Source organism: Novosphingobium sp. TK71 (genome assembly GCF_055361505.1).
The window spans coordinates 936,521-958,113 of record NZ_JBSZKA010000001.1 but is presented as its reverse complement, the minus strand read 5'-3'; the positions used below and the strand labels follow the sequence as shown (position 1 = coordinate 958,113).

General features: G+C 66.4%; 16 protein-coding genes. 8 read left to right on the top strand and 8 right to left on the bottom strand.

Features of this window, described 5'->3' with window-relative positions; genetic code table 11:
* Positions 1-35: 35 nt before the first annotated feature.
* The 4 genes from ACXJ16_RS20405 to ACXJ16_RS20390 all read left to right on the top strand — a co-directional run bounded on the left by ACXJ16_RS20405 (position 36) and on the right by ACXJ16_RS20390 (position 4,259).
* Positions 36-1,244, top strand: coding sequence for an FAD-dependent oxidoreductase (locus ACXJ16_RS20405; protein ID WP_463923182.1), 1,209 nt, complete (start codon positions 36-38; stop codon positions 1,242-1,244).
* Positions 1,245-1,294: 50 nt separating this feature from the next.
* Positions 1,295-1,585: a DUF1330 domain-containing protein gene (locus ACXJ16_RS20400; protein WP_463923181.1), complete on the top strand. Its 291-nt coding sequence runs from the start codon at positions 1,295-1,297 to the stop codon at positions 1,583-1,585.
* Between the two features lie 118 nt (positions 1,586-1,703).
* Positions 1,704-3,167 (top strand): MFS transporter, encoded by a 1,464-nt coding sequence (locus ACXJ16_RS20395; protein WP_443478180.1) that lies wholly within the window; start codon positions 1,704-1,706, stop codon positions 3,165-3,167.
* A 30-nt stretch (positions 3,168-3,197) separates the two neighbouring features.
* Positions 3,198-4,259: an LLM class flavin-dependent oxidoreductase gene (locus ACXJ16_RS20390; RefSeq protein WP_463923180.1), complete on the top strand. Its 1,062-nt coding sequence runs from the start codon at positions 3,198-3,200 to the stop codon at positions 4,257-4,259.
* 73 nt (positions 4,260-4,332) lie between these two features.
* Here the strand turns inward: ACXJ16_RS20390 and ACXJ16_RS20385 are convergent, their stop codons facing one another.
* Together ACXJ16_RS20385 and ACXJ16_RS20380 are read right to left on the bottom strand one after the other, a co-directional pair.
* Complete coding sequence (locus ACXJ16_RS20385; protein WP_324699945.1) at positions 4,333-4,707, bottom strand: hypothetical protein; 375 nt, start codon at positions 4,705-4,707, stop codon at positions 4,333-4,335.
* 5 nt (positions 4,708-4,712) lie between these two features.
* The gene (locus tag ACXJ16_RS20380; RefSeq protein WP_054438999.1) at positions 4,713-5,942 is read right to left on the bottom strand and encodes a class I SAM-dependent methyltransferase; all 1,230 of its coding nucleotides are present in this window, start codon (positions 5,940-5,942) and stop codon (positions 4,713-4,715) included.
* 191 nt (positions 5,943-6,133) lie between these two features.
* Here ACXJ16_RS20380 and ACXJ16_RS20375 point away from each other — a divergent pair, with 191 nt between their 5' ends.
* Both ACXJ16_RS20375 and ACXJ16_RS20370 read left to right on the top strand, forming a co-directional pair.
* The gene (locus ACXJ16_RS20375) at positions 6,134-7,168 is read left to right on the top strand and encodes a DUF1838 family protein (RefSeq protein WP_463923179.1); all 1,035 of its coding nucleotides are present in this window, start codon (positions 6,134-6,136) and stop codon (positions 7,166-7,168) included.
* A 104-nt stretch (positions 7,169-7,272) separates the two neighbouring features.
* On the top strand, positions 7,273-8,340 hold the full coding sequence (locus ACXJ16_RS20370; protein WP_463923178.1) for a Gfo/Idh/MocA family protein: 1,068 nt from the start codon (positions 7,273-7,275) through the stop codon (positions 8,338-8,340).
* Here the strand turns inward: ACXJ16_RS20370 and ACXJ16_RS20365 are convergent, their stop codons facing one another.
* The 4 genes from ACXJ16_RS20365 to ACXJ16_RS20350 all read right to left on the bottom strand — a co-directional run bounded on the left by ACXJ16_RS20365 (position 8,341) and on the right by ACXJ16_RS20350 (position 16,805).
* On the bottom strand, positions 8,341-9,573 hold the full coding sequence (locus ACXJ16_RS20365) for a glycoside hydrolase family 27 protein (RefSeq protein ID WP_463923177.1): 1,233 nt from the start codon (positions 9,571-9,573) through the stop codon (positions 8,341-8,343).
* 23 nt (positions 9,574-9,596) lie between these two features.
* Positions 9,597-12,035: a glycoside hydrolase family 3 protein gene (locus ACXJ16_RS20360; protein ID WP_463923176.1), complete on the bottom strand. Its 2,439-nt coding sequence runs from the start codon at positions 12,033-12,035 to the stop codon at positions 9,597-9,599.
* A gap of 9 nt (positions 12,036-12,044) precedes the next feature.
* On the bottom strand, positions 12,045-13,595 hold the full coding sequence (locus tag ACXJ16_RS20355) for a tryptophan halogenase family protein (RefSeq protein ID WP_463923175.1): 1,551 nt from the start codon (positions 13,593-13,595) through the stop codon (positions 12,045-12,047).
* A 105-nt stretch (positions 13,596-13,700) separates the two neighbouring features.
* On the bottom strand, positions 13,701-16,805 hold the full coding sequence (locus ACXJ16_RS20350) for a TonB-dependent receptor (RefSeq protein ID WP_132469551.1): 3,105 nt from the start codon (positions 16,803-16,805) through the stop codon (positions 13,701-13,703).
* Positions 16,806-17,021: 216 nt separating this feature from the next.
* Between ACXJ16_RS20350 and ACXJ16_RS20345 the strand changes: the two genes are divergently transcribed.
* Positions 17,022-18,266, top strand: a complete 1,245-nt coding sequence (locus tag ACXJ16_RS20345) for an ROK family transcriptional regulator (RefSeq protein WP_454798225.1) — start codon at positions 17,022-17,024, stop codon at positions 18,264-18,266.
* A gap of 147 nt (positions 18,267-18,413) precedes the next feature.
* Positions 18,414-19,334 carry an ROK family protein gene (locus tag ACXJ16_RS20340; protein ID WP_054438996.1) on the top strand — a complete coding sequence of 307 codons (921 nt, stop codon included), beginning with the start codon at positions 18,414-18,416 and terminating at the stop codon, positions 19,332-19,334.
* Positions 19,335-19,340: 6 nt separating this feature from the next.
* Here ACXJ16_RS20340 and ACXJ16_RS20335 read toward each other — a convergent pair whose 3' ends face one another.
* Together ACXJ16_RS20335 and ACXJ16_RS20330 are read right to left on the bottom strand one after the other, a co-directional pair.
* Positions 19,341-20,801: a carboxylesterase/lipase family protein gene (locus ACXJ16_RS20335; RefSeq protein ID WP_463923174.1), complete on the bottom strand. Its 1,461-nt coding sequence runs from the start codon at positions 20,799-20,801 to the stop codon at positions 19,341-19,343.
* Positions 20,798-21,592 carry a GDSL-type esterase/lipase family protein gene (locus ACXJ16_RS20330; RefSeq protein WP_463923173.1) on the bottom strand — a complete coding sequence of 265 codons (795 nt, stop codon included), beginning with the start codon at positions 21,590-21,592 and terminating at the stop codon, positions 20,798-20,800. Before ACXJ16_RS20330 ends, ACXJ16_RS20335 begins: the two co-directional genes overlap by 4 nt.
* Position 21,593: the final 1 nt, after the last annotated feature.

The window sequence follows — 21,593 nt, the reverse complement described above, 5'->3', positions numbered from 1 at the left end:
GCCTGTCGGTCCCGTTGAATGGAGTTTCATCGCAAATGTCAGTGAAAGATCGTTGCCAGGTAGCGATTGCCGGTGCCGGCCCTGTCGGCACGGTCATGGCGACGTTGTTGGCGCAGCAGGGTATCTCGGTGATCCTGCTCGAAGCCGGACAGGACTGTGCGCAGGATCTGCGCGCCTCGACCTTCCACCCGCCGACGCTCGAAATGCTGGACGATATCGGCATCACGCCGATGCTGCTGGAAACCGGCCTCAAGGCCCCCGTCTATCAGTGGCGCGACCGCGCTTCGGGCGAAGTGATCGAGTTCGATCTCAGCGAGCTGCACGACGTCACCCGCTATCCCTTCCGCATCCAGTGCGAGCAGTATCACCTTTCCCGTGCGCTGGCATCGGGGCTGGACAATCACGCCAATGCCGATGTCCGCTTCGGCAATCGCCTGCTTTCGTTCGTGCAGGACGAGAACGGCGTGGACCTTGCCGTGGAGACGATGATGGGGATCGAGCGCGTCCGCGCCGACTTCCTGATCGGCGCGGACGGTGCGAATTCCATCGTGCGCAAATGGCTTGGCACCGAATTCGACGGGTTCACTTATCCCGAGCGGTTCCTGACCCTTTCGACCGAAACCGACCTTGGCCAGTTCCTGCCCAACCTTTCGCTGGTGAACTACGTTTCCGATCCGCAGGAATGGCTGGTGCTGCTGAAGGTGCCGTCCGTCTGGCGCGTGCTGGTGCCGGTGAACGGCGCGGTGGACGAGGCGGAACTGACTTCCGAAGCCAACAAGACGGCGATCTTCGATCGTCTCATGGGGGACGGCGCCTCGGTCGTCACGCATCACCGCACGCTCTATCGGGTCCACCAGCGCGTGGCCCAGTCGTTCCGCGAGGGCCGCGTCATGCTGGTGGGCGATGCTGCCCATCTCAACAATCCGCTCGGCGGCTTCGGCATGAATTCGGGCATCCACGATGCCTTCAACCTGTTCGAGAAGCTGCTGCCCGTGCTCAAGGGACAGGCGGCGATGGAGCCCAGCCTCGCGCTTTACGACCGCCAGCGCCGCGAAGTGACGCATAGCTTCACCCAGGCCCAGACCAAGCAGAACATGGCCTTCATCAGCGGCGGCTGCGGATCGGCGCACGATGCGCGCCGGCGCGAGTTCCTGGCGATCAAGCAGGACGACGAACGCCGCCGTGCCTACCTCATGCGCCAGGCGATGTTCCAGAGCCTGGAGGATGCGGCGCTGATCCGCTGACCCGCGTGGAACCGGACCGACCGGTCCGGTTCCCATTTCGGAGACAGAACATGCCTGCCTGGTTCGTCATCACCACGAAAGTCCACGACCGGGAGGCCTTCATGTCGGGCTATTCCCCGGCAGTGGCCCGGCTCGCGGAGGAATGGGGCGCGCGCTACGTGCTGCGCGGGCGGAAGGGCCGGGTGCTCGAAGGCGCAGGCCATGAAGGCGGCGGTGCGGTCGTCATGGAGTGGCCTGATGCCGGAACCGCGATGGCCTTCTGGGAATCGGCCGAATACGCCGAGGTGAAGAAGCTGCGCGACGGCATCGCCGAGGTCAGCGTGATGCTCGTCGAAGGGTGATCCCGCGCGGTTCTCCGCTCTGCGGAGAATGCTCAGAAACGGCGCGGCGGGCGGCTGCCCGCAGGCACCTTCGCAAGGGACGGCATCGACTGGGATGCACGGCAGGAGGGCAGCAGGCTTGACCAGCGAACTAACCGGCGCGGGAACGATTCCGCGCGCCATCGATATACCGCAGACCATCGCTCCGCCTGCCGGTTCCAAGCCATCCGGTTCCAGGACATGGCGCATCCGGTTCGGTTCGCTCATGATCCCGCTGGCACATGCCGCGGGGCAGAATGTCGTCACCGTGCTGGGTCTGCGCTTCATGACCGACAGCCTTGCCATCTCGGCAGGGGCGGCGGGCCTGATCTTCGCGCTGGTCAAGATCTACGACGGTTTCCTCGATCCGGCGGTCGGGGCCTGGAGCGACCGCGCGGTGACGCCCTGGGGGCGCCGCCTGCCGTTCCTCTTCGCGGGTGGCATCGCCATGCCGCTGGGCCTCGCGCTGCTGTTCGGGGCGCCGGACATGGGCTCTATCGTGCTGGCGCAAGTCTTCGTCACGCTGGCTCTGGCGATCCACGCCACCGGATATACCCTGCTGACGATCCCGGGCTTCGCGATGGTGGTGGAAAGCTCCTCCGATCCGCACGAACGTACCCGGCTCATGGCCTGGCGCACTTACGGCAATGCCATCGGCACCCTGATCGGATCGACGCTTCCCGCCTGGCTGCTCGGCCTGACCGGGCCGACGCGCGGCGGGCATCTTCTGCTGGCGATGGTCGTGGGCCTCGTGGTCCTGCTGGCCACCGTGCTGGCGGTGCGCCTGCTGCGCGACGCTCCGCGCACGCAGCCGCGCGCCTCCACCGCCATCGTGCGCCGCAATCCGCTGGTCGCGCTGGGCCGGCAGGTCCGGCTAGCGTGGGACAACCGACCTTTCCGGATTCTGGCCATCGCCCATGTCTTCCTGCTGTTCGGCACCGCGATCGGATCGGCTGCGCTTGCCTATTTCACGCGTGTCGTTCTCGGGCTGGGCGACGAGGTGCTGGGCACTTACTTCATGATGGCGACCGTGATGATGGTGCTGGGCATGACGGTGTGGGTCTGGCTTTCGGGCCGGGTTGGCAAGAAGGCCTGCTATATGGCCTCGCTGGCGCTGTTCGGACTGGTGCAACTGAGCTGGCTTGCCGCCGCGCCGGGCGAGAGCATGGTGCTGGTTTCTCTGCGCGGTCTGGCAAGCGGCTTTGCGGGCGGGGGCATGATCCTGTGCGCCTATGCCTTGCTGTCCGACGCCGTGCGCTATGACTATGTGCAGAGCGGAGAGCGCCGCGAGGGCGCTTTTGCGGGCTTCACCACGCTGTTCGACAAGCTTTCCTCTGCCGCGGCGCTGGCGGCGATGGGGGTGTTCCTGGGCGCGATGGGCTACGTTCCTTCGGCCAGCGGACAGGCGGCCGTGCAGGGCGAGCGGGCGATCCTGGCGATCATGCTCTGCGAATCCGCGATCCCCGCGGCGGCCATGCTCTGTGCCATCGTCGCCTTGTGTTTCTACCGGCTCGATCCCGCGCAGCTTCAGGCGCTGGAGAACGGGCAGGACGCGAAGGCCTGATCCTCAGGCTCCATTCCGGGAAATCATGCCATGTCACGCAAACCCATCGAGCTCGTCGGCCTCGTCTCGCCCTACCGGGGTTCCGAGGCGAGCGTCGAACCTGCCGTTTACGATCCCGCCTTCGTCGCCGAATGCGCGCGCGCCTATGAGCAGGCGGGCTACGACCGGGTACTGATCGGCCAGAACGCGAAGTCTGCCGACAGCCTCGTTACCGCGACATGGGTGGCGGCGGCGACCAGCCGCCTCAAGCTGATGGTTGCGCATCGTCCCGGTTTCATCGCCCCGACCATGGCCGCGCGCGCCTTCGCGACGCTCGATCAATTTTCCGGCGGCAGAGCGGGCGTCCACATCATCACTGCCTTTTCCGACATCGAAACCCGCTGTGACGGCGATTACCACTCCAAGCAGGAGCGCTATAACCGCAGCCGCGAATATGTGCAGGTCATGCGCCGGATGTGGGCCGGAGAGCACCCCTTCGACCATGAGGGAGACTGGTACCAGTTCGAGCAGGCCGGCAGCGAAGTGCGTCCGGTGAACGGCAGCGTGCCGGTGTTCTGGGCGGGAACTTCTGAACTGGGCCTGCGCTACGGCGCCGAACTGGCGGACGTCTACGCGCTGGGGCCGGGCAGCGCGGCGCAAGTGGCCGAACTGGTCGGCAAAGTGAGGCGGGAGGCGGGGGTCTATGGCCGCGATCCGCGTTTCTCGATGTCGATGCGCCTTGTGGTGGCGGACAGCGACGAGGCGGCATGGGATCGCGCCCGCGACCTCCTGCGCGGTGTCGAGGCGCGGCAGGCCGCGTTCGGGGCACTGGGACGCGATCTTGGCCGGGCGGCACAGGATGCGGCGGAGCGCGCGGTGGAGGCGGACGATGCCGCATTGGACCCATGCCTGTGGACCGGGCTCACCAAGGCGACGCAAGGCCGCCTCCAGGTCATGTGCCTTGTCGGATCGCCCGGAACCCTGGTGCAGGCCCTGATGCGCTACCGCGAGGCGGGGATCGACAATTTCCTCGTCACCGGGTTCGACTGGCTGGCGGACACGCACCGTATCGGCACCGAGATCGGCCCGGAACTGCGGCGACTGGCGGATTGAGGCAGACGGGAGGTACGAAAAAGCCGCCGATGCGTCCGGCATCGGCGGCTTTTTACTTGTCCCGGCAGCAGCTCTACTGCTGCGCTATATCGGCAATGGTCTGGTTGTAGGCGGCTTCGGTCTGGGCCTTGGCCGCTTCGTCGGCATCCTTGAGCTGGAGATAGAACAGCCGCTGGAGGAAATCCTGGCGGCGCTGCTCGCGCTCTTCCAGGGCGTCCTGGTCGAACTGGAGCGTCTCGATCCCGGCGGCGAGGTCGAGCCCCGAGGCTTTGGCGACGCGCTCGGCGGAATCCAGCCGGTCGCGCAGGACGCACATCTCGTTGGCCAGCACCATTATCATCGACATGGCGGCATCGAGGCCGGGCGTGTCGTAGAACTGCGGGCGCTTGCCCCTGGCGTGGCGGATGACGTGCGGGCGTTCGCCGGTGGTTTCTTCAGTCATGGTCATGTCGTTCACGCAGCGAGGGCCTTTTCTTCGGGCTTGCGGGCAATGAGAACTTCCCAGCCACCGCCGGGCGCGAATTCGCCGGCGGTGAAGTCACGCTCGGCAACATGCTCGGAGGCTTCCTGGCTGTAACCCTCGGCGGCGGCGGCGAATTCCATCACGGCCATCGGCGCGGTATCGAAACGCACGTCTGCGCGGTCGAACCCCGCCTTTTCGGCCAGCGCGATCTGGTCCATGTCGCGCATGGCGCCCCAGAACGGCTCGTTATTGTACCAGGTCTCGTTATCGAGGATGAACTGGGTGAACGGGTCCATGAGATCGAAGGGAGGAAGGTCTGCGTGGATCATCAACCCGCCGGGCGCGAGCACGCGGTGTGCTTCCTCGAAGATCCTGGGCATGGCCTTGCCGCTGGTTTCATGCAGGAGGATATGGCTGACGACGAGGTCGAAGTGACCGTCGGGGAAAGTGGTCTGCTCGGCGCTCATCTGCGCGAAGTTGACCTCCTGTCCCATCGCGGCGGCGCGGGCATGGGCATAGCGCACCACCGGCGCGCCCACATCGATGCCCCAGACTTCGGCTTCGGGGAACAGTTCCTTGTAGGGCAGGGTCGAGTGGCCGACCGTGCAGCCCATGTCGAGGATGCGGCGGGGCTTGAAATCAGGCCGGTTGCGCTTGAGGTAGTTCACCACCGAGCGGCCCATGTCGTCATTGTCGGGGCCGGTATAGCCCATCGCATAGAGGTAGACGCCCCGGTCGTAGAGCGCGCCCACCGAAATGTCCTGTGCGCAGACTTCCGAGCAATAGCCGCCGGGCATGCAGTGGATGTCGAGCGCGGTGACATAGCGCGGCGGGACGAAATCTTCGGGAATCTGCAGCTTTGCCGGGGTGGAGGCGGACAGTTCCTTCGCCTTTTCCAGAAGTTCGGGAAGCTGGCGGTCCACCGAGCCGTTCACCGATTCCCACAGCAGTTCCTGCGCGATCCGGTTCGCGGCGGCATAGTGCTGGAAGTAGAGATCGCCCACCATGCCGGTACGGATGTCGCGGCGGTCCACCGGGGCGCGGCCGTGCTGTTTCTCGAACGACTGGGAGACGCGGGTCTGATAGACCGGGCCGAGGCCGGGCAACAGGCCGGACTGGATGAAGCCCTTGAAGCTCTTGGCGAATTCCTGGCGCGAGGCCTCGTCGGCATTCGCTTTCGGCAGGGCTGCGTGGGGCGATTGCTGGAAGGTGTTGAGCATTCTGCTGCGACTCCGCTTGATCCTGTGCGCGGTTACGGTTCTGCGGCGATGCGCGGTTCGGGGCAGCCCCGCCGCCGCCGGCTATCCGCTTGGCGATCACCGCACCCTATCGCGATGCCGCGCGCTTTCGAAAGCGCAAAAAACCGATCAACCGGTTCGAACGGATGCCGGACCCAACAGGGGATCATCGAATGGACGAAATGAAGTTCTCCCGCCGCGAAAGCCTCGGATTCGCAGGAGTTGCAGCAGGACTTGCGGCAGCACCGTCGCTGGCGCAGGCCGCCACCGGGCCCAGCAAGGCAACGCCTGCCTTCAAGACGAAGATCGATTTCAAGGACCCGGAGTGGAACCGCGACGTCTACGTCCGTATCGATGCCGATATCGATCCTGCCAAGGAAAAGTGCGGCTGGCTGAAGGGCAAGGCCTATGGCGTGCGGCCGAACGAGCCGGTTCGTCCGCTGTTCGGCGTGGAGGGCTTCAGCTTCGTGCGGACCAAGCGGCTGGAGGACGGTTCCTATCGCCGGATGCTGCGCGAGATCGTGTTCTATCGGGATCTCGAAACCGGGAAGATACTGGAAAACTGGCAGAATCCCTACACCGGCGAGACCGTGAAGGTCGTGCCGATCGCCAACGATCCGTTCAACTTCACGATCAGCCAGTGGGCGCCCGAACCCCCGTCCTACGGCGGTCTCAACAAGGACAAGCCGCCGCGCAAGCCCTTCCTTCAGGATTGGGAGGAAGGTCCCAACGGCACGCTGATCCTGCGTACCGACATCGACATGCAGTATCCCAACGCACTGGACCCGGCGAAGTGGGTGCGCGAATCCGCCGGCCCCATGAACCGCGTTTCGGAGCACTTCATCTATACGGTGAAGCGCGAGGACGTTGAGAATCCGCGCCTTACGCATATCCCGCATATCGGCGCCTGGAGCCGGATCACGCCGTGGTTGCCGTGGATGCTGATGGGGCAGGCCGAAGGCCATGTGAACTACTTCACCCATTTCCAGACGATCGAGGACGGCGAAAAGGGCCTTCCGGCGGATCTCGTGGCGGCGGCGCGCGGTTATGGCGAGAAGTGGCTTCACGCGCCGACGGAGGACTATGGCCCGTCGCTTTCCAGCCTTGAGAACTATGCCCGCGAACAGAAGCCTGCCCCGGTTCCGGCGGGTTGGACGCCGCCCAAGCCGCCCGCCGCGCCGCAGGCGCTGCTGCACAAGCCGGAGTAGACCGAGCGGCACCTAAAGCTGCCTGAACGGCACCGAAGGGTGGGTCGGCCTGTCGACCCGTCCTTCGGTGCGGATTTCCTTCTCCCGACCGGAGCCCCGCGACGATGACCGACCAGACAAGACCGCCGACCGGTCTCGCCATCATCGGCTGCGGCCGCATCTCCGGCGCGCATTTCGCCGCCGCCGCATCGCTGCCCGGCCATGTCAGGCTGGTCGCGGCGGTCGATGCCGATCGGGCCGCGGCGCAGGCCGCCGCTGCGCCGTTCGGTGCCCGGGCGCTGACCTCGCTGGAGGAAGCGCTGGCGCTGGCGGAGGTGGAGGCGGTGCTGATCGCCACGCCCAACGCGCTTCATGCCGAACAGTCGCTGGCGGCGCTGCGGGCAGGGCGGCATGTGCTGGTGGAGAAGCCGGTGGCAGAGACCGGGGCCGATGCCGCGATGCTGGCGCGCGAGGCGCAGGCGCGGGGGCTGGTGCTGGCGGCGGGGCATACCTTCCGGCACAACGCCGCGGTGCGCTGCATGGCGGACATCCTCTCGGGCGCCAGCGCGGAAAGGTCGGCGCAGTGCGGCCGCCTGCGTGCGCTGGAGGTTTCGACCTGCGTGAAATGGGACGGTCCGCAGGCCCCGTGGTGGGCCGAGCGCAGCCCGGAGGAGGGGCTGATCCTTTCGCTTTTCGCGCCTCATGCGCTGGATTTCGTGCAACTGGTCATGGGGGAGGACGATCCCGTTCGCGTCCATGCCGAAGCTGCGCGCCACCAGTCCGGCTGGCAGGGCGAGGACGAGGCGATGATCCTGCTGGCCTATCCCGGCCGCCGCATGGCCAGCGTCCACATCTCGTATAACCAGCCCTCGGTGCTGGACCGCAAGGTGCTGCACTTCGAGCACGGCGTGCTGGAGATCGAGCACGGCGAGATATTGCGCTGGAACGGCGAAGTGCTGGTCACTCCGCCGGAGGGCGTGCTGGCCAATCCGCGCGCGATGGGCGGGCGCCGGCTCGATCACTACTTCACCGATCAGCTCCGCGAATTCGTGCAGGCCCTGCGCGGAGAGCCGCATCGCTGCCCGACCGGCGACGATGCCGCCCGCCTCATCACCCTGATAGACCGGGTGAAGGCATCGGCCCGCGCCAATTCGGCGGCCGATGCCATCGACCCTCCGCTTCTGGCGGAGTGATCAGCTTTCCGGCGTGAGCGTGACCATCACCACGTCATGCGGCTGGACCTGCGCCGAGAAGCTGCCCTTCATCGCGCCCAGATCGCGGTGCGCCCAAAGGTCACGCAGCCTGAGCGACTGGCCGGCAGGATAGTCCAGCTGCGCCCAGTTCACCGTCAGCTTCACCGGCGTCTCGCCCCGGTTGAACAGCAGCGCGGCGCGCTTGCCGTCCGCCAGCGTGCGGACCCAGACTTCGCCGTTTCCGTCCTTCGCCACGCGGCGGCCCTGACGGCCCAGCTTGTCCTGATCGACCGCGATCACGTCCTTGTTGAGCAGGATCGCCCTGGTGTCCGCGCTCATGTTCGCCACGTCGTTGCCCGCGATCAGCGGCGAGGCCATCATCGACCAGAGCGAGAAATGGCTGCGGTATTCGGTGGTGGTCATGCCGCCGTTGCCGACTTCCAGCATGTCCGGGTCGTTCCAGTGTCCCGGCGCGGCATAAGCCCAGAGCGGCTCGTTGAGATCGACGATATCGAGCATGCCCAGCGCATAGCCGTGCTTGCCCGACCATTTGTCAGTGATATCGGCGGTGGTGCGCCACATGTTGCCGATCTTCGAGGCCCAGAGCCATGGGCGGTTGGTGCCCCATTCGCAGAGCGAGAGCAGCACGTCGCGCCCCGTGGAGCGCAGCGCGTCCGACATCAGCGCATAGGCTTCTTCCGCATTGCGGCTGCCGGTGCTGCACCAGTCGTACTTCAGGTAATCGACGCCCCATGAGGCATAAGTGATCGCGTCCTGATACTCATGCCCCTGACTTCCGGGGCGGCCACCGCAGGTCTTGGTGCCGGCGTCCGAATAGATGCCGAACTTGAGGCCCTTCGAATGGACGTAGTCGGCCGTGGCCTTGATGCCCGAGGGGAAGGCCTTGGCATTGGCGGTGATGAAGCCCTTGGCATCGCGCTCGCCATGCCAGCAATCGTCGATCACGAGGTAATTGTAGCCCGCATCCTTCATCCCGGTGGCGACCAGTGCGTCCGCCGTGTCGCGGATGGTCTTTTCCGAGATGTTGCAGGCGAACTTGTTCCAGCTGTTCCAGCCCATCGGCGGCGTCTGCGCAAGGCCGTTCGCAACGCGTGCCGGGTCCTGCGAGGGCGGCAGGCGGTTCTGGTCCACTTCCTCCGCCAGCGCCGGATTGGTGAGGGCCACAGGGGCAAGGCTCAGGGCGAGTGCGGCGAATTTCGCAAGTCGCGACATGGGGAGCATTCTCTCTTTAAAGCTCAGTTCGGGCAGATCGCGCCGGTGGGATCGGCATCGAGCTTGACGGTGGAAATGGCGATCGTCTGGCCCGCATTGCCTTGCAGCACGAAGGGACGTGAAATCTTCGTCATGTCCGCCCCGGCCTTGGCGAAGCAGGAGAGCGAAACCTTGACGCTGGCCCACTGGCCCGGCGCGGCGGTGAAGACCTGTGCGCCGTCGAGGAGCGTCTCGCCCAAGCCCAGCTTCTGCGCGACGGTTCCCTTGGCATCGATGCGGTAATCGATGCGCAAGCTGAGCATCGCGTTGCTCTGGCGGTTCAGATCGACCGTCGGCCCTTCGATGCGCACTTCGCCGGGGCCGGTGAAGGTGAGCTGGCGCGCGCCTTCCTGCGTGCCGCCGCCGTCGACATTCCTCACCGCGACCGCGCCGCCTGTTGCGAGCTTCCACGGCGCCAGCACCTTGCCCGGCAGGTAGTAGACCGAGACGTTGGAAAGCGAGGCATCGAGCCCGGCCACTTCGCTCAGCTGCGGAACCGCGCCCTTGTCCTTGTAGGTCAGGCCGTAGCCATAGGCGAACTGCGGATCGTAGCCCGGCTGGCCCACGTTGTTGAGGAACTGGCCGGCGTTCTTCGGCCAGGAATAGCTGAGCTTGCCGCGGAAGTCCTTGTTCGGCGTGCCGTCCTTCCTGGCGACCAGCACGTCGGCCAGGCCCTCGCCCTCGGAACCCGGCAGGAAGGCGGCAACGAAAGCGTCGGACTGGTTGATCTCCGGGTTCACCCAGAGCGCGCGGCCCGAGATGAACACCGAGACGACCGGAATCCCCTGCGCCTTCAGCGCCTTCAACTGTGCCAGCGCCTGCTTGTCACCCGGCTGGAATTCCAGCGTGGAGATATCGCCGACCATTTCGGCATAAGGCGTCTCGCCGAAGACGACGACGGCAACGTCAGGCTTGGGCCCCGTGACCTTGCCTTCGGCACTCAGCGTGGCGGTGCCGCCCGCCGCCTCGATCGCGGTCTTCAGGCCGCCCCAGATCGAGGTGGCGCCGGGGAAGTCGGCATTGGTGTTGCCGGTGCCCTGCCACGACATCGTCCAGCCGCCGGTCTGCATGCCGATATCGTCGGCATGGGTGCCGGTGACGAGCACCTTCTGGCCCGGCCTGATCGGCAGCAGCGCGCCGTTGTTCTTGAGCAGCACCAGCGATTCCGCCGCCGCCTGACGCGCTACCGCGCGGTGCTCCGGCGTGCCGAGCTCGGTCCGGTGTTCGTAGGGGCGGGCGGGATCGAACAGACCCAGCTTGAACTTCACGCGCAGGATGCGGCGCACCGCATCGTCCACCCGCGCCATCGGGATCGTGCCGTCCTCGACCTGCTTCAGCGTGTTGTTGAACAGGTCCTTCCAGTCGCTGGGCACCATCGCCATGTCGAGACCGGCGTTGAAGGTTGCCGCGCAATTGCCGTTGGTGCAGCCGGGGATCTGGCCATGCGCGTTCCAGTCGCCCACGGTGAAGCCTTCGAAGCCGAGGCGGCCCTTGAGGACATCGGTCAGCAGCGATTTGTTGCCGTGGTTCTTCACCCCGTTCCACGAGGAGAAGCTGGCCATGACCGTCATCGCCCCGGCATCGATGCCGCTGACGTAACCCGGCGAGTGGATCTCGATCAGGTCTTTCTCGGGGACTTGCGCGTCGCCCTGATCGATGCCGCCGTGCGTGCCGCCGTCAGCCAGGAAGTGCTTGATCGATGCGGCGACATTGCCGTTCTGGATGCGGCTCTTGCCGGGCGCCCCCTGCAGCCCGCGCACCATGGCGGCGGAGTATTCGCGGGTGATCTCGGGCCGTTCCGAATAGCCTTCGTAGGCGCGGCCCCAGCGGTCATCCTGCGGCACGGTGACGGTGGGGCCGAAGGCCCAGTCGAAGCCGGAGGCGGCACTTTCGGCGGCCGTCACCTGACCGATCTTCTCCATCAGCGCCGGATCGCGCATCGCGCCAAGGCCGATGTTGTGCGGGAAGATCGTGGCGCCGAACACGTTCGAGTTGCCGTGGACGGAGTCCATGCCGAAGATCACCGGGATCGGCACGTGGCCGGGGCGCTTCTCGATCGAGATCTGGCGGAAGGCTTCGGCGGTGGCGATCCAGTCGCTGGCCGGGCCCCGGTCGTTGCCCGAAAGCGGCGGATCGTTGCCGCCGCCGAGGATCGAGCCCACCGGATATTCGCGCAGTTCCTCCGGCTTCATCGCGGCGATGCTGGGCTGGATCATCTGCCCGACCTTCTCCCGCACCGACATCTGCGCCATCAGCCGGGTGATCTTCGCCTCCGTTTCCGGATCGACAAGGCCGACGCTCTGCGCCTTGGGCCAGAGTTCGGCATGCGCGGCGGCGGCGGGGCCGGTGTCCTCGGCAAGAGCGCTCGCCATCGGCAGTACGCTTCCGGAAAGGGCAAGCAGAGTGGCGAGCGTACGGCGCATCGGGCGTTCCTAGGCTGAATGGGCGGGCACGCGCCCATGGTCGTGAGGCGCGGCAGGGGCGGCGCAGTTTTCGGCGATGAAGCGGGCGTGCGGCACTGCCAGCGCTGCGGCGCGCCCGATGGCCTCACGCATCTTGGCGAACGAGGCGCCCAGTTCCTCCACCGTCAACTGGTCCGCCAGCGGATCGTGGCGAGGCGGCCAGATGTCGAAACCGGCGTACATCGAAAGCCAGCTCGGCGACTGGAAGGAGTCCCACTCGAAACGCGGCAGCTTGCCGCCGCCGGTGAAGGCACGGATGCGCGCGGCCAGCGTCTCGGGCAGTTCCAGCGCGCGGCATTCGTCCCACATCGCTTCGCCCTCGCGGCGGTTCGCCCAGTAGTGGAGCAGCAGGAAGTCCCTGATCCGCGCATATTCCAGCCGGGTGATGCGGTTGAATTCATCCGCCAGCGAGGGATCGAAGTCACGGTCGGGGAAGTGGTCGAGCAGGCGTTCGACGGCGCTCTGGATGAGGGTGATCGAGGTCGATTCCAGCGGTTCGAGGAAGCCCGCGGCCAGGCCCACCGCCACGCAGTTCTTCTCCCAAAGGCGCTGCCGGTGCCCGGTCCTGAAGCGCAGCATGTTCGGTTCGGCCAGCGTCTCGCCTTCGAGCCGCGAGAGCAGCGTGGCGGTGGCCTCGTCGTCGGAGATGTGGCGGCTCGAATAGACGTAGCCGTTGCCGACACGGTGCTGGAGCGGGATGCGCCACTGCCACCCGGCGGAAAGCGCGGTGCTCCGGGTGAAGGGGGCCAGGTCCTCGCCATGCGTGCAGGGCACGGCCACCGCGCGGTCGCAGGGGAGCAGGTGCGTCCAGTCCTCGTAAGGCACGTCCAGCGCCTGTCCCAGCAGGAGGCTGCGGAAGCCCGAACAGTCCACGAAGAGATCGGCCGCCAGTTCGGCCCCTCCTTCGAGCGTGACGGAGGCGATGCGTCCGGTCTCTCCATCGCGGTTCACGCCGGAGATGGTGCCTTCGACATGGCGCACGCCCAGATCGTCACGGGCGCGCCGGGAAAGAAACCGCGCGAAGAGGCCCGCGTCGAAATGGATCGCCCAGTCGAACACGCCGAGGTCGTTGGCGGGCTGGTCGGGCGGCAGCAGCACGAGACCGCGCGATGCCGCCTCGGTCGCCAGGCAATAGGCCGAGAGGGGGGTCTCGTCTCCCGCCATGCGGCGCTTGAGCCAGAACTGGTGGAACGGCACCGCGAAGGCGTCCACGCCGTAGCGGCCGAAGGGATGGAAAAAGCGTTCCCCGGGCCGTGCCCAGTCCTGGAATTCGATGCCGAGCTTCACGGTGCCCTGCGTGGCCCGCATCACTTCGAACTCGGTAACGCCGATGGCCTTGAAGTAATCCCGAATGGCGGGAACCGTCGCCTCGCCCACGCCGACGGTGCGGATGTCGGGGCTTTCGACGAGGGTAATCTCGATCGGCAGGCGGCGCAGGCGCGTTGCCAGCAGGTTTGCAGTCATCCAGCCGGCGGTGCCGCCGCCGACGATCAGGATGGAACGGATCGCATTCTTCGCCATTGTCTGGCCCCCCGAAGACCTGTCCAGGTCGTGAACCTAGCCGGTCGCGATGGAAAAAGGATCCCCCCCGCCCGGAGGAGGTGGGCGGGGGAGAAAGGGGGGAGGTCAGAACTTGACGCGCGCACCCATGGTGAAGCGGCGTTCGAAGATATTGTTGTAGGCCTTCTGGTCCTTCCAGGTGAGGTAGTACTTCTCGTACTCGCCCGTGAGGTTGGAACCCTGCCCGTAGATCGTGATGTTCGGCGTCACGTCGTAGCTGATCGAGGCGTCGACGTAGTTGGTGGGCGCCTGGTAGAGTTCCAGACCGGCAATGCCGCCGAAGTTGGACTGTACCGCGCGCTTGGAACGGAAGTTCCACGCCACGCGGGCCTGGAAGTGCGAGTCCTGGTAGAACACGGCCGCGTTGGTCTGGATCTTCGAGTTGTCCTGGAAGGGAATCTTGCGCCCCGCCAGATCCTTGTCGCCGGTGCTGGAGGGCGAGAAGGTGAAGTTCGTGTCGATGCCGAAGTTTTCCAGGAAGCCCGGCATGAAGCCGAGATCGGTGAACGAGAGTTTCGCACCGGCCTCGACCCCCTTCAGCGAGCCGCCCGAACCCTGCACCGGGGTGCTGATCGAGACCGTGCGGTTGCGCACCACGCCGTCGTTGTCGGGCAGGTCGGTCCGGATCTCGTTGCCGCTCTGGATGAAGCTGTCCACCGCGATGTGGAAAGCGCCCAGGCTCAGCAGGCTTCCCCGGCCGAGGTAGTATTCCAGCGATGCCTCGACATTGGTGGCGCGCCAGGGATCGAGGTTCGGGTTGCCGTTCTGGCTGCCGCCCGTGACGCGGAAGACAGGGGTTCCGGGAATGCTGGTGTCGATCGCGTAAGTCGGGTTCAGGCCGCCGCCCCACTGGTTGAGGTCGAGCAGGGTCATCGTCTTCGAGAAGGCGAAGCGGAACTTCAGGTTCTGCGCCAGGTCGAAGGCCACGTTGAACGCGGGCAGGATGTCGGTGAAATCACGCTTGGTGTTGACCGAACCGCCCAGTTCGTTGGCGAGCCCGTAAGGCTGTGGGCCTCCGGTGATGTACTGGGTGATGTCGAGCTTGGTGTTGATGACCTTCACGCCCCCGTTGCCCGAGAAGGGCACGCCGAACAGGTCGCCATGGAAGTCCGTCTGGACATAGCCCGAGATCTGCTTGACGCCGACCTTGAACGATGCGCCCGGGTTCATGACCTCGACGTTGCCGGGGTAGAACTCGTTCTGGAAGGCCAGGGCGTTATCCATCGCCTTTGGATCGAGCACGTACATGGCAGGCACGCCCGCAACGCCGGGGTTGAACAGCTTGACCCGGCCGCCGAGGGTCGGATCGTTGGCGAGGCGGGTGAGACCGGCGGTGTAGAAGCCGGAAGCGTCGCCGGCGCTGCACGAGCTGTCGCTCATGGGAACGTCGAACGCCTTCCACTTCACGAGGCAGCCGTTCGGATCGCTCGCCATGCCGGCATAGAGCGGCGCAGCGCGGTCGAACTCGTAGTCATTGATGGAGCGTTCGGAATAGCGGCCGCCGAAGCTCACCGTGAGGTCCGGCGAGGCTTCGTAGGAGCCATCCGCACGCAGGACCTTGAGGTCGCCCTTGCGGCGATAGTTGCCTTCCGACGACATCGTCTTGAGCGCATAGTTGCTGATGTCGCCCAGTTCGCTCAGGAGCTGGGAGGGCAGGGTGAAGACCGGCTTGTTGCCGGTGAAGTCCACTACGGCGGGAAGCGAGTTCAGCCCGGCAATCGTGTTGACGGTGTAGCCGTTCTCGTTGAACACGCGGTCGCCGTCGGGATAGTGGCCGATGCCGCCCGGCTGCCACTGCCGGCCGTCCGACATGCTGAACTGGAGGTAGCTCTGGTCGTAGTACTGGTGCGCCTTGCCATAGATGCCGCGCAGACTTCCCTTGAACGGACCGCCATTGTCGAATTTCAGCTCGACGTTGTAGTTCTGCGACTGCGACTTGTAGCGATCGGTCTGGGCGTAGGAATCGAAGTTGCCGAGATCGTAGTTGTAAACCTGGGTGGTATTGATGTTGTAGGTGCGCCCGTCACCGCCGACATAAGTTGCGCCCGTATCGCGTGACTGGCCGGGGACGAATTCCGCCGCCTGCCAGTTCACGTTCTGCATCTGGAAACCGGCAGTGCGGTCATGCTCGTTCTGGCGGGTGAAGAAAGCGTCGCCGGTCAGGGTGAGGGCGTCGTTGATCATCCACTGCGCCGAGCCGTTGATGCCGAGGCGCTGGCGCTGGTTGATCTTGTTCCAGCCGGTGAAGCCCTGCGGAACGATGAAGGCATCGTTGGAATTGCCGTTGCCGTTGACGTCCACGCCGCCGGCTACCGCCGTGCCGCGCGGGCGGTTGGCGGGCGAGAAGCCGTTGGTGGAGGTAGCGTCCAGCGTGCCTTCGTTATGCAGGGCGGCGCCGTAGCCTTCCTGGATGCCGTTGTGCGAATTCGACAGGCGCACGTCGGAATAGGCGGCGGAGACCATAAAGCCGAAGCGGTCGTTGTGCCAGGAAAGCAGGCCGTTGAAGTTCGGGTCGAACTTGTGCTTGGTCTTGTCGCCGTAGGCCCCTTCCGCCGCGACGGCGACGGTCACGCCTTCCTTCAGGTCGAAGGGACGGCGGGTGCGCAAGTTGACGGTGCCGGTGATGCCGGCGTTCAGCGAATCCGCGGTGGCCGACTTGATGACGTCGGCGCCTGCGAAGAGCTGCGAGGGGATATCGTTGAAGTTCGGCTGGATCGTGGTGATCGACTGCGCGCCGAGATAGGCTTCGCCGTTGAGCAGCGTGGTAACTTGCGGCAGGCCGCGGATATTGATGGTCGAACCTTCGCCCGCGCTGCGCAGGATCTGCACGCCCGGAATGCGCTGGAGGGAGTCCGAGATGGTGACGTCGGGCAGCTTGCCGATGTCCTCGGCAGAAATGGAATCGACCACCGAAGTCGCATTGCGCTTGATGTTGACGGCGCGTTCCTGGGAGGCGCGGATGCCGGTGACGATGATTTCCTCGGCGCTGGGATCGGCCGTCGGAGCGGCGGTACCGCCGCCATCGGCCTGTTCCGCCACGGCAAGGCGCGTGGCGGTTCCGGTCAGGACCGGCGCGATTTCCTCGGCCCAGGCGCCATGCGACGAACCCAGTGCAACGATAGACGTGGCCGCCAACAGGACGCCACGACGCACGCAACTATGCTGCTTCATTCCCCTCAACTCCTCTCCACTCACGCGCGATGCGTGCCTCATTCTTTTCGGAGAGGGGCGTCGACCCGCGGTCGTACTGCCGCTTATCCTCTCCGGGTGCGAGTATTCTTGGTGACTCGCGTTGCGATACACATCTGCCCAATAGGGAAGAGCGTCAACTTAAATTTTTTCTTTTTTGTTAGTTCGGCGAGCAATCCGGATGTAATCGTCTGAGCCATGAAAAGAGAGGATCGCATCGTCGCATCACCTGATTCGGCGGAAGCCCGTGGCAAGCGGCTCGCCATCTCGCTGTCCGGCACCAACCTGGCGCGGGCGAGCGATTACAACCAGCGCATCGTGCTCCAGGCCATCCGGCTCAGCGGCGAAACCACGCGTATCGAACTGGCCCGGCAAACCGGCCTGACCGCGCCCACCATCGCCAACATCACCTCCCGGCTCGACGAGATGGGCCTGATCGCCCACCTCGGCCGCAAGCATGGCGGCCGGGGGCAGCCGGCCCTGCGCCTTGCGATCAACCCGGACGGGGCCTTCGCCATCGGCCTCAACGTGGACCGCGATCACATCACTCTCGTCGCGCTCGACCTTGCCGGCGAAGTGCGCAGCCGCGTCACCCGCGAAGTCCGCTTCGCGCTGCCGTCCGACGTGCTGGCTATCGTTGCCGAGGAAATCGACGGCCTGCTGGCGGCGGGCGGAGTCGACCGGGAACGGGTGCTGGGGATCGGTCTTGCCCGGCCCGACGATCTCGGCGGGATCGCCTTGCCGCACAAGCCGGAAGGATACGGCAGCTGGTCGGAAGTCGATTTCCCCGGCCTCCTCAAGGAAATCCTGCCCTGGCCCGTCCATGTCGACAATGACGCAGCAGCGGCCGCTCTTGGCGAGGCGCAAGGCGTGATCGGGCAGGAAAGGCCGAGCTTCTTCTACCTGCTGATCAGCGCGGGTCTTGGCGGCGGGCCGGTGATCGACGGCAGCTATTATCGCGGCGCGCGGATGCGGAGCGGCGAAATCGGGCTCATGCCGGATGTCGGCGCGGCCGAGCCGGGGGCCGTGGTGCAGGACACCGTTTCGCTTTCGGCAATCGAGGAGCGGCTGTTGCAGGCCGGGCGCAGGCTCGATGCGCTGGAGGACCTGCTCGCCCTGGATCCGGTGATGGCGACCACGATGGACCAGTGGATCGCCGACGCCACCCGCGCGCTGACCGGGCCGCTGGTGGCAGTGTCGTGCCTGCTCGATCCCGACGCCATCGTGATCGGCGGCCGGCTTCCGGTGCCGCTGATCGAACGGTTGAGCGCCCGGCTCGACGCCGCCCTCGCGCAGGTTTCCATGCCCAATCGCGTGCCGGTCCATCCGGCGCAGATGGCGGCGGAAGCACCGGCCATCGGCGCGGCGATCCTGCCGTTCCTTGACCAGCTCCTGCCCTCCGATGCCATCCTCATGCAGGCCGGTCGCTCGGACCCGATCTAAAAAAAAGAAATTGTCTTATTCGGTGAACGTGCCAAAGTGCGCTTGAACACTTGAAGCGTCGCGGGCGTGTATGGATTTGCCTGGCGAAGGCGCAGTTTTACCGGAGAGGGCTATGGCGGGTTTCGCGCCGATGCGGCGAGCGGCCGCATGACCATGCGGATTGGAATCGATTTCGGCGGCACCAAGATCGAGGCTGCGGCGCTGGCTGCCGACGGCTCGGTGCTGCACCGCCGCCGGACGCCGACGCCCGGCTCCTATGACGGCGCGCTGGCGACGCTCTGCGAACTTGTGGCGGCGGTCGAAGGCGAGCTTGGGATGCGCGGCACGATCGGGATCGGCACGCCGGGGTCGGCGGCGCGCGGCACCGGCCTCATGCGCAATGCCAATTCTGCCTATCTCAACGGACGCCCGTTCCAGCGCGATCTCGAAGCGGCGCTGGGCCGGCAGGTCCGGCTTGCCAATGACGCCAACTGCTTCGCCCTGTCGGAAGCCATCGACGGTGCGGCGGCGGGCAAGGCGTCGGTCTTCGGGCTCATCATCGGCACCGGCTGCGGCGGCGGCTTCGTGCTGGACCATCACGTCGTGGGCGGCGCGCATGGACTGACCGGGGAACTCGGGCACATGCCGCTTCCCGATCCGCAGCCCGATGAGCTTCCCGCGCCGCCTTGCTGGTGCGGGCTGCGCGGATGCTTCGAATCCTGGGTTTCGGGAACGGGCTTCCGCCGCTCGTTCGAAGCCGCGACCGGACGCGATCTCGATGCGCCGGCCATCGTTGCCGCCGCCGAGGCCGGGGACGCGCACGGACGCGAGGCGCTGGAGCGCTACCGCGACCGTCTGGCGCGCGGCCTCGCGGTGGTTGCCAACCTGCTTGATCCAGACGCCATCGTGCTGGGGGGCGGCATGTCGAATGTCGAGCCGATCTACGAGGGATTGGCGCAGGCCGTGCGGGCGCGGACTTTCTCCGGCGCGTGGACCGGCGAAGTCGTGCGGGCGCGCTGGGGCGACAGTTCGGGCGTGCGCGGCGCGGCGCTGCTCTGGGACGTGGACGAGGCGGTTCCTGCCGCCTGACCCCGATCAGGGTGCGCTGCGCAGCGCGCAGACCTCGGCGGAAAGGCGGTGCACCAGCCGTGCGCCGTTCGCGGTGAATTCCAGCGTGGCGGCGTCCGCACCGAAACGGGGCCATGCGGGCAGCCCGGCGGCATTGGGATCGCCCGTGGCTGCAAACGCGGTCCAGTAAGCGGCGAGCGGGGCGAGCGCGCCTTCCGCGCTCCCTGCGGCGCCGAGGACGTAGCGGATTTCCGAACCGTGGGTGACCGGGGCCTCTCCCGGCCCGTCGATGCTGAACTGGTAGTGCCAGGTCTGGCCGCCGCCGAGCGTCCTCGCTGCAGCCACATGCAGGGCGGGGCAGCGGAATGTCAGGTCGTTCGCCAGCCGTAATTCGAGATCGGCGGGCGGCGTGCCGCCGCGCGTCAGGCCATATGCCTTCAGCGCGCTGGGCGCATTCGTTCCGAACCCCTGCGCGATGGCCCGCTGCGGCGTGCCGTGAAGGCCGAGTTCGTGGAAGTTGTTGCCCAATACCAGCGGAATGTCGTTGCCAGTCCCGCGTGCCAGCGATGCCGCCGGGGTTTCCGTCAACACCACTCCGTCGACCACGGCCTGAAGCCAGATGAAGCTGTCATCATCCAGCGCGGGAACGTCCGCCGCCTCGCTGGCGGCGATGAGCGCCGCTGCCGGGACGGCGCGAAGCTGCCGTGCCGAGGCATGGGGCGGGGCCCCGGCGGCCACGGCGATATGCTCGCCGAGTGTTTCGTTTTCGGTCAGGCTCCGGGGCGGCAGGCCGAAGCCGGGAGTTCCGCTTTCGGCGATGGCCTTGGCGAACAGCCCCCGGGCGCCGGGCGAGAGCATTTGCAGCCCGACGTCCTGAGCCCCTGCGGATTCGCCGAAGATCGTCACATTCGCCGGATCGCCGCCGAAGCGGGCAATATTGGCTTGGACCCAGCGCAGGGCGGCCTGCTGGTCCATCAACCCGTAATTGCCAGAATGTGCGCCGAGCGCCGGGTGGGACAGGAAGCCGAGCGCGGAGAGCCTGTACTGCACGCTGACCAGCACGATGCCGCGCCTGACGATCGGCGAGGAGATCGTGCCCGCACCGCCGCCGCCGCGATTGCCGCCGCCGTGGATCCAGACCATGACCGGCAGCGGCTGCTCCGGCCGCAGGGACGGCGTGCCGACTTCCAGATAGAGGCAATCCTCCGACTGGTTCGCCGCCGCTTCATGGTTCCAGCCGTAATCCACCTGCATGCAGGCCGGGGCGGAGCGCGTGGCTTCGCGCAGGCCCTGCCACGGCGTGACGGGTTGCGGCGGCTGCCAGCGCAAGTCGCCGATGGGCGGCGCGGCAAAGGGAATGCTTCGAAACAGGCTGCGCCCGTCTTCGGCGGTCTCGCCCCGGATCGCGCCGGCATCGGTTTCCACCACGGGCGCGGCGGCGCTCGTCCCCGCCGCGGTCAGGACGAGCGCCGCCAGAGCGCCGATCATGGCACGCGGGCGGCGGCCAGCGGCCTTGTCGCGGGCAGGGCGAGGGCCTGCTTGAATGCTGCCTCGGCAACCTTGTTCATCACTTCGTATCCGGCGGGCGTCGGGTGGACATGGTCGGAGGTGAGCCCCTCACGCGCGCCGAGGCCGGTGCCCTTCATCGCCGTCCAGTAATCGGCATAGACCGCGCCGCTCTTTGCGGCATAGCTCTTGAGCCAGGCATTGATGCGCTGGATGCGCGATCCGGTGTCGAGGCCGGGGCGCCAGGGGAACAGGTCGGCCGGGGGGATCGAGGCGATCACTACGCGGATGCCGTGCGCCTGCGCCAGTTCCACCATCGAGCGGAAGTTGCCCTGGATCTGCTCGTCGGTCATCGGCCCGGTATTACCGGCGATGTCGTTGGTTCCGGCCATGATCTGCACGACCTGCGGCTTGAGATCGATCACGTCCTGCCGGAAGCGCAGCAGCATCTGCGAGGTCGTCTGCCCGCCGATGCCGCGTCCGATCCGGCCCGGCGTGAAGAACGGCCGGTCAAGATCGTACCAGCCCTGCGTGATGGAATCGCCCATCAACACGATGCGGGGGCGGGCCGCAGTGGCCGCATCCGCCAGATTGGCGTCCCGGTAGCGCGTCGTCCAGGCCCAGTCCGTCCGCAGGCGCAGGTCCGCCGCCTGCGCCGCATTGGGCGCAGCGGGCGCGGTCGGAGCCGTCTGGGCAAGAACCGGCGCGGAAAGAGCCAGGGAGGACAGGGCAAGGGAGGGAAGGGCGAAAGCAGGCAGAATTTTCAGGCGCAAG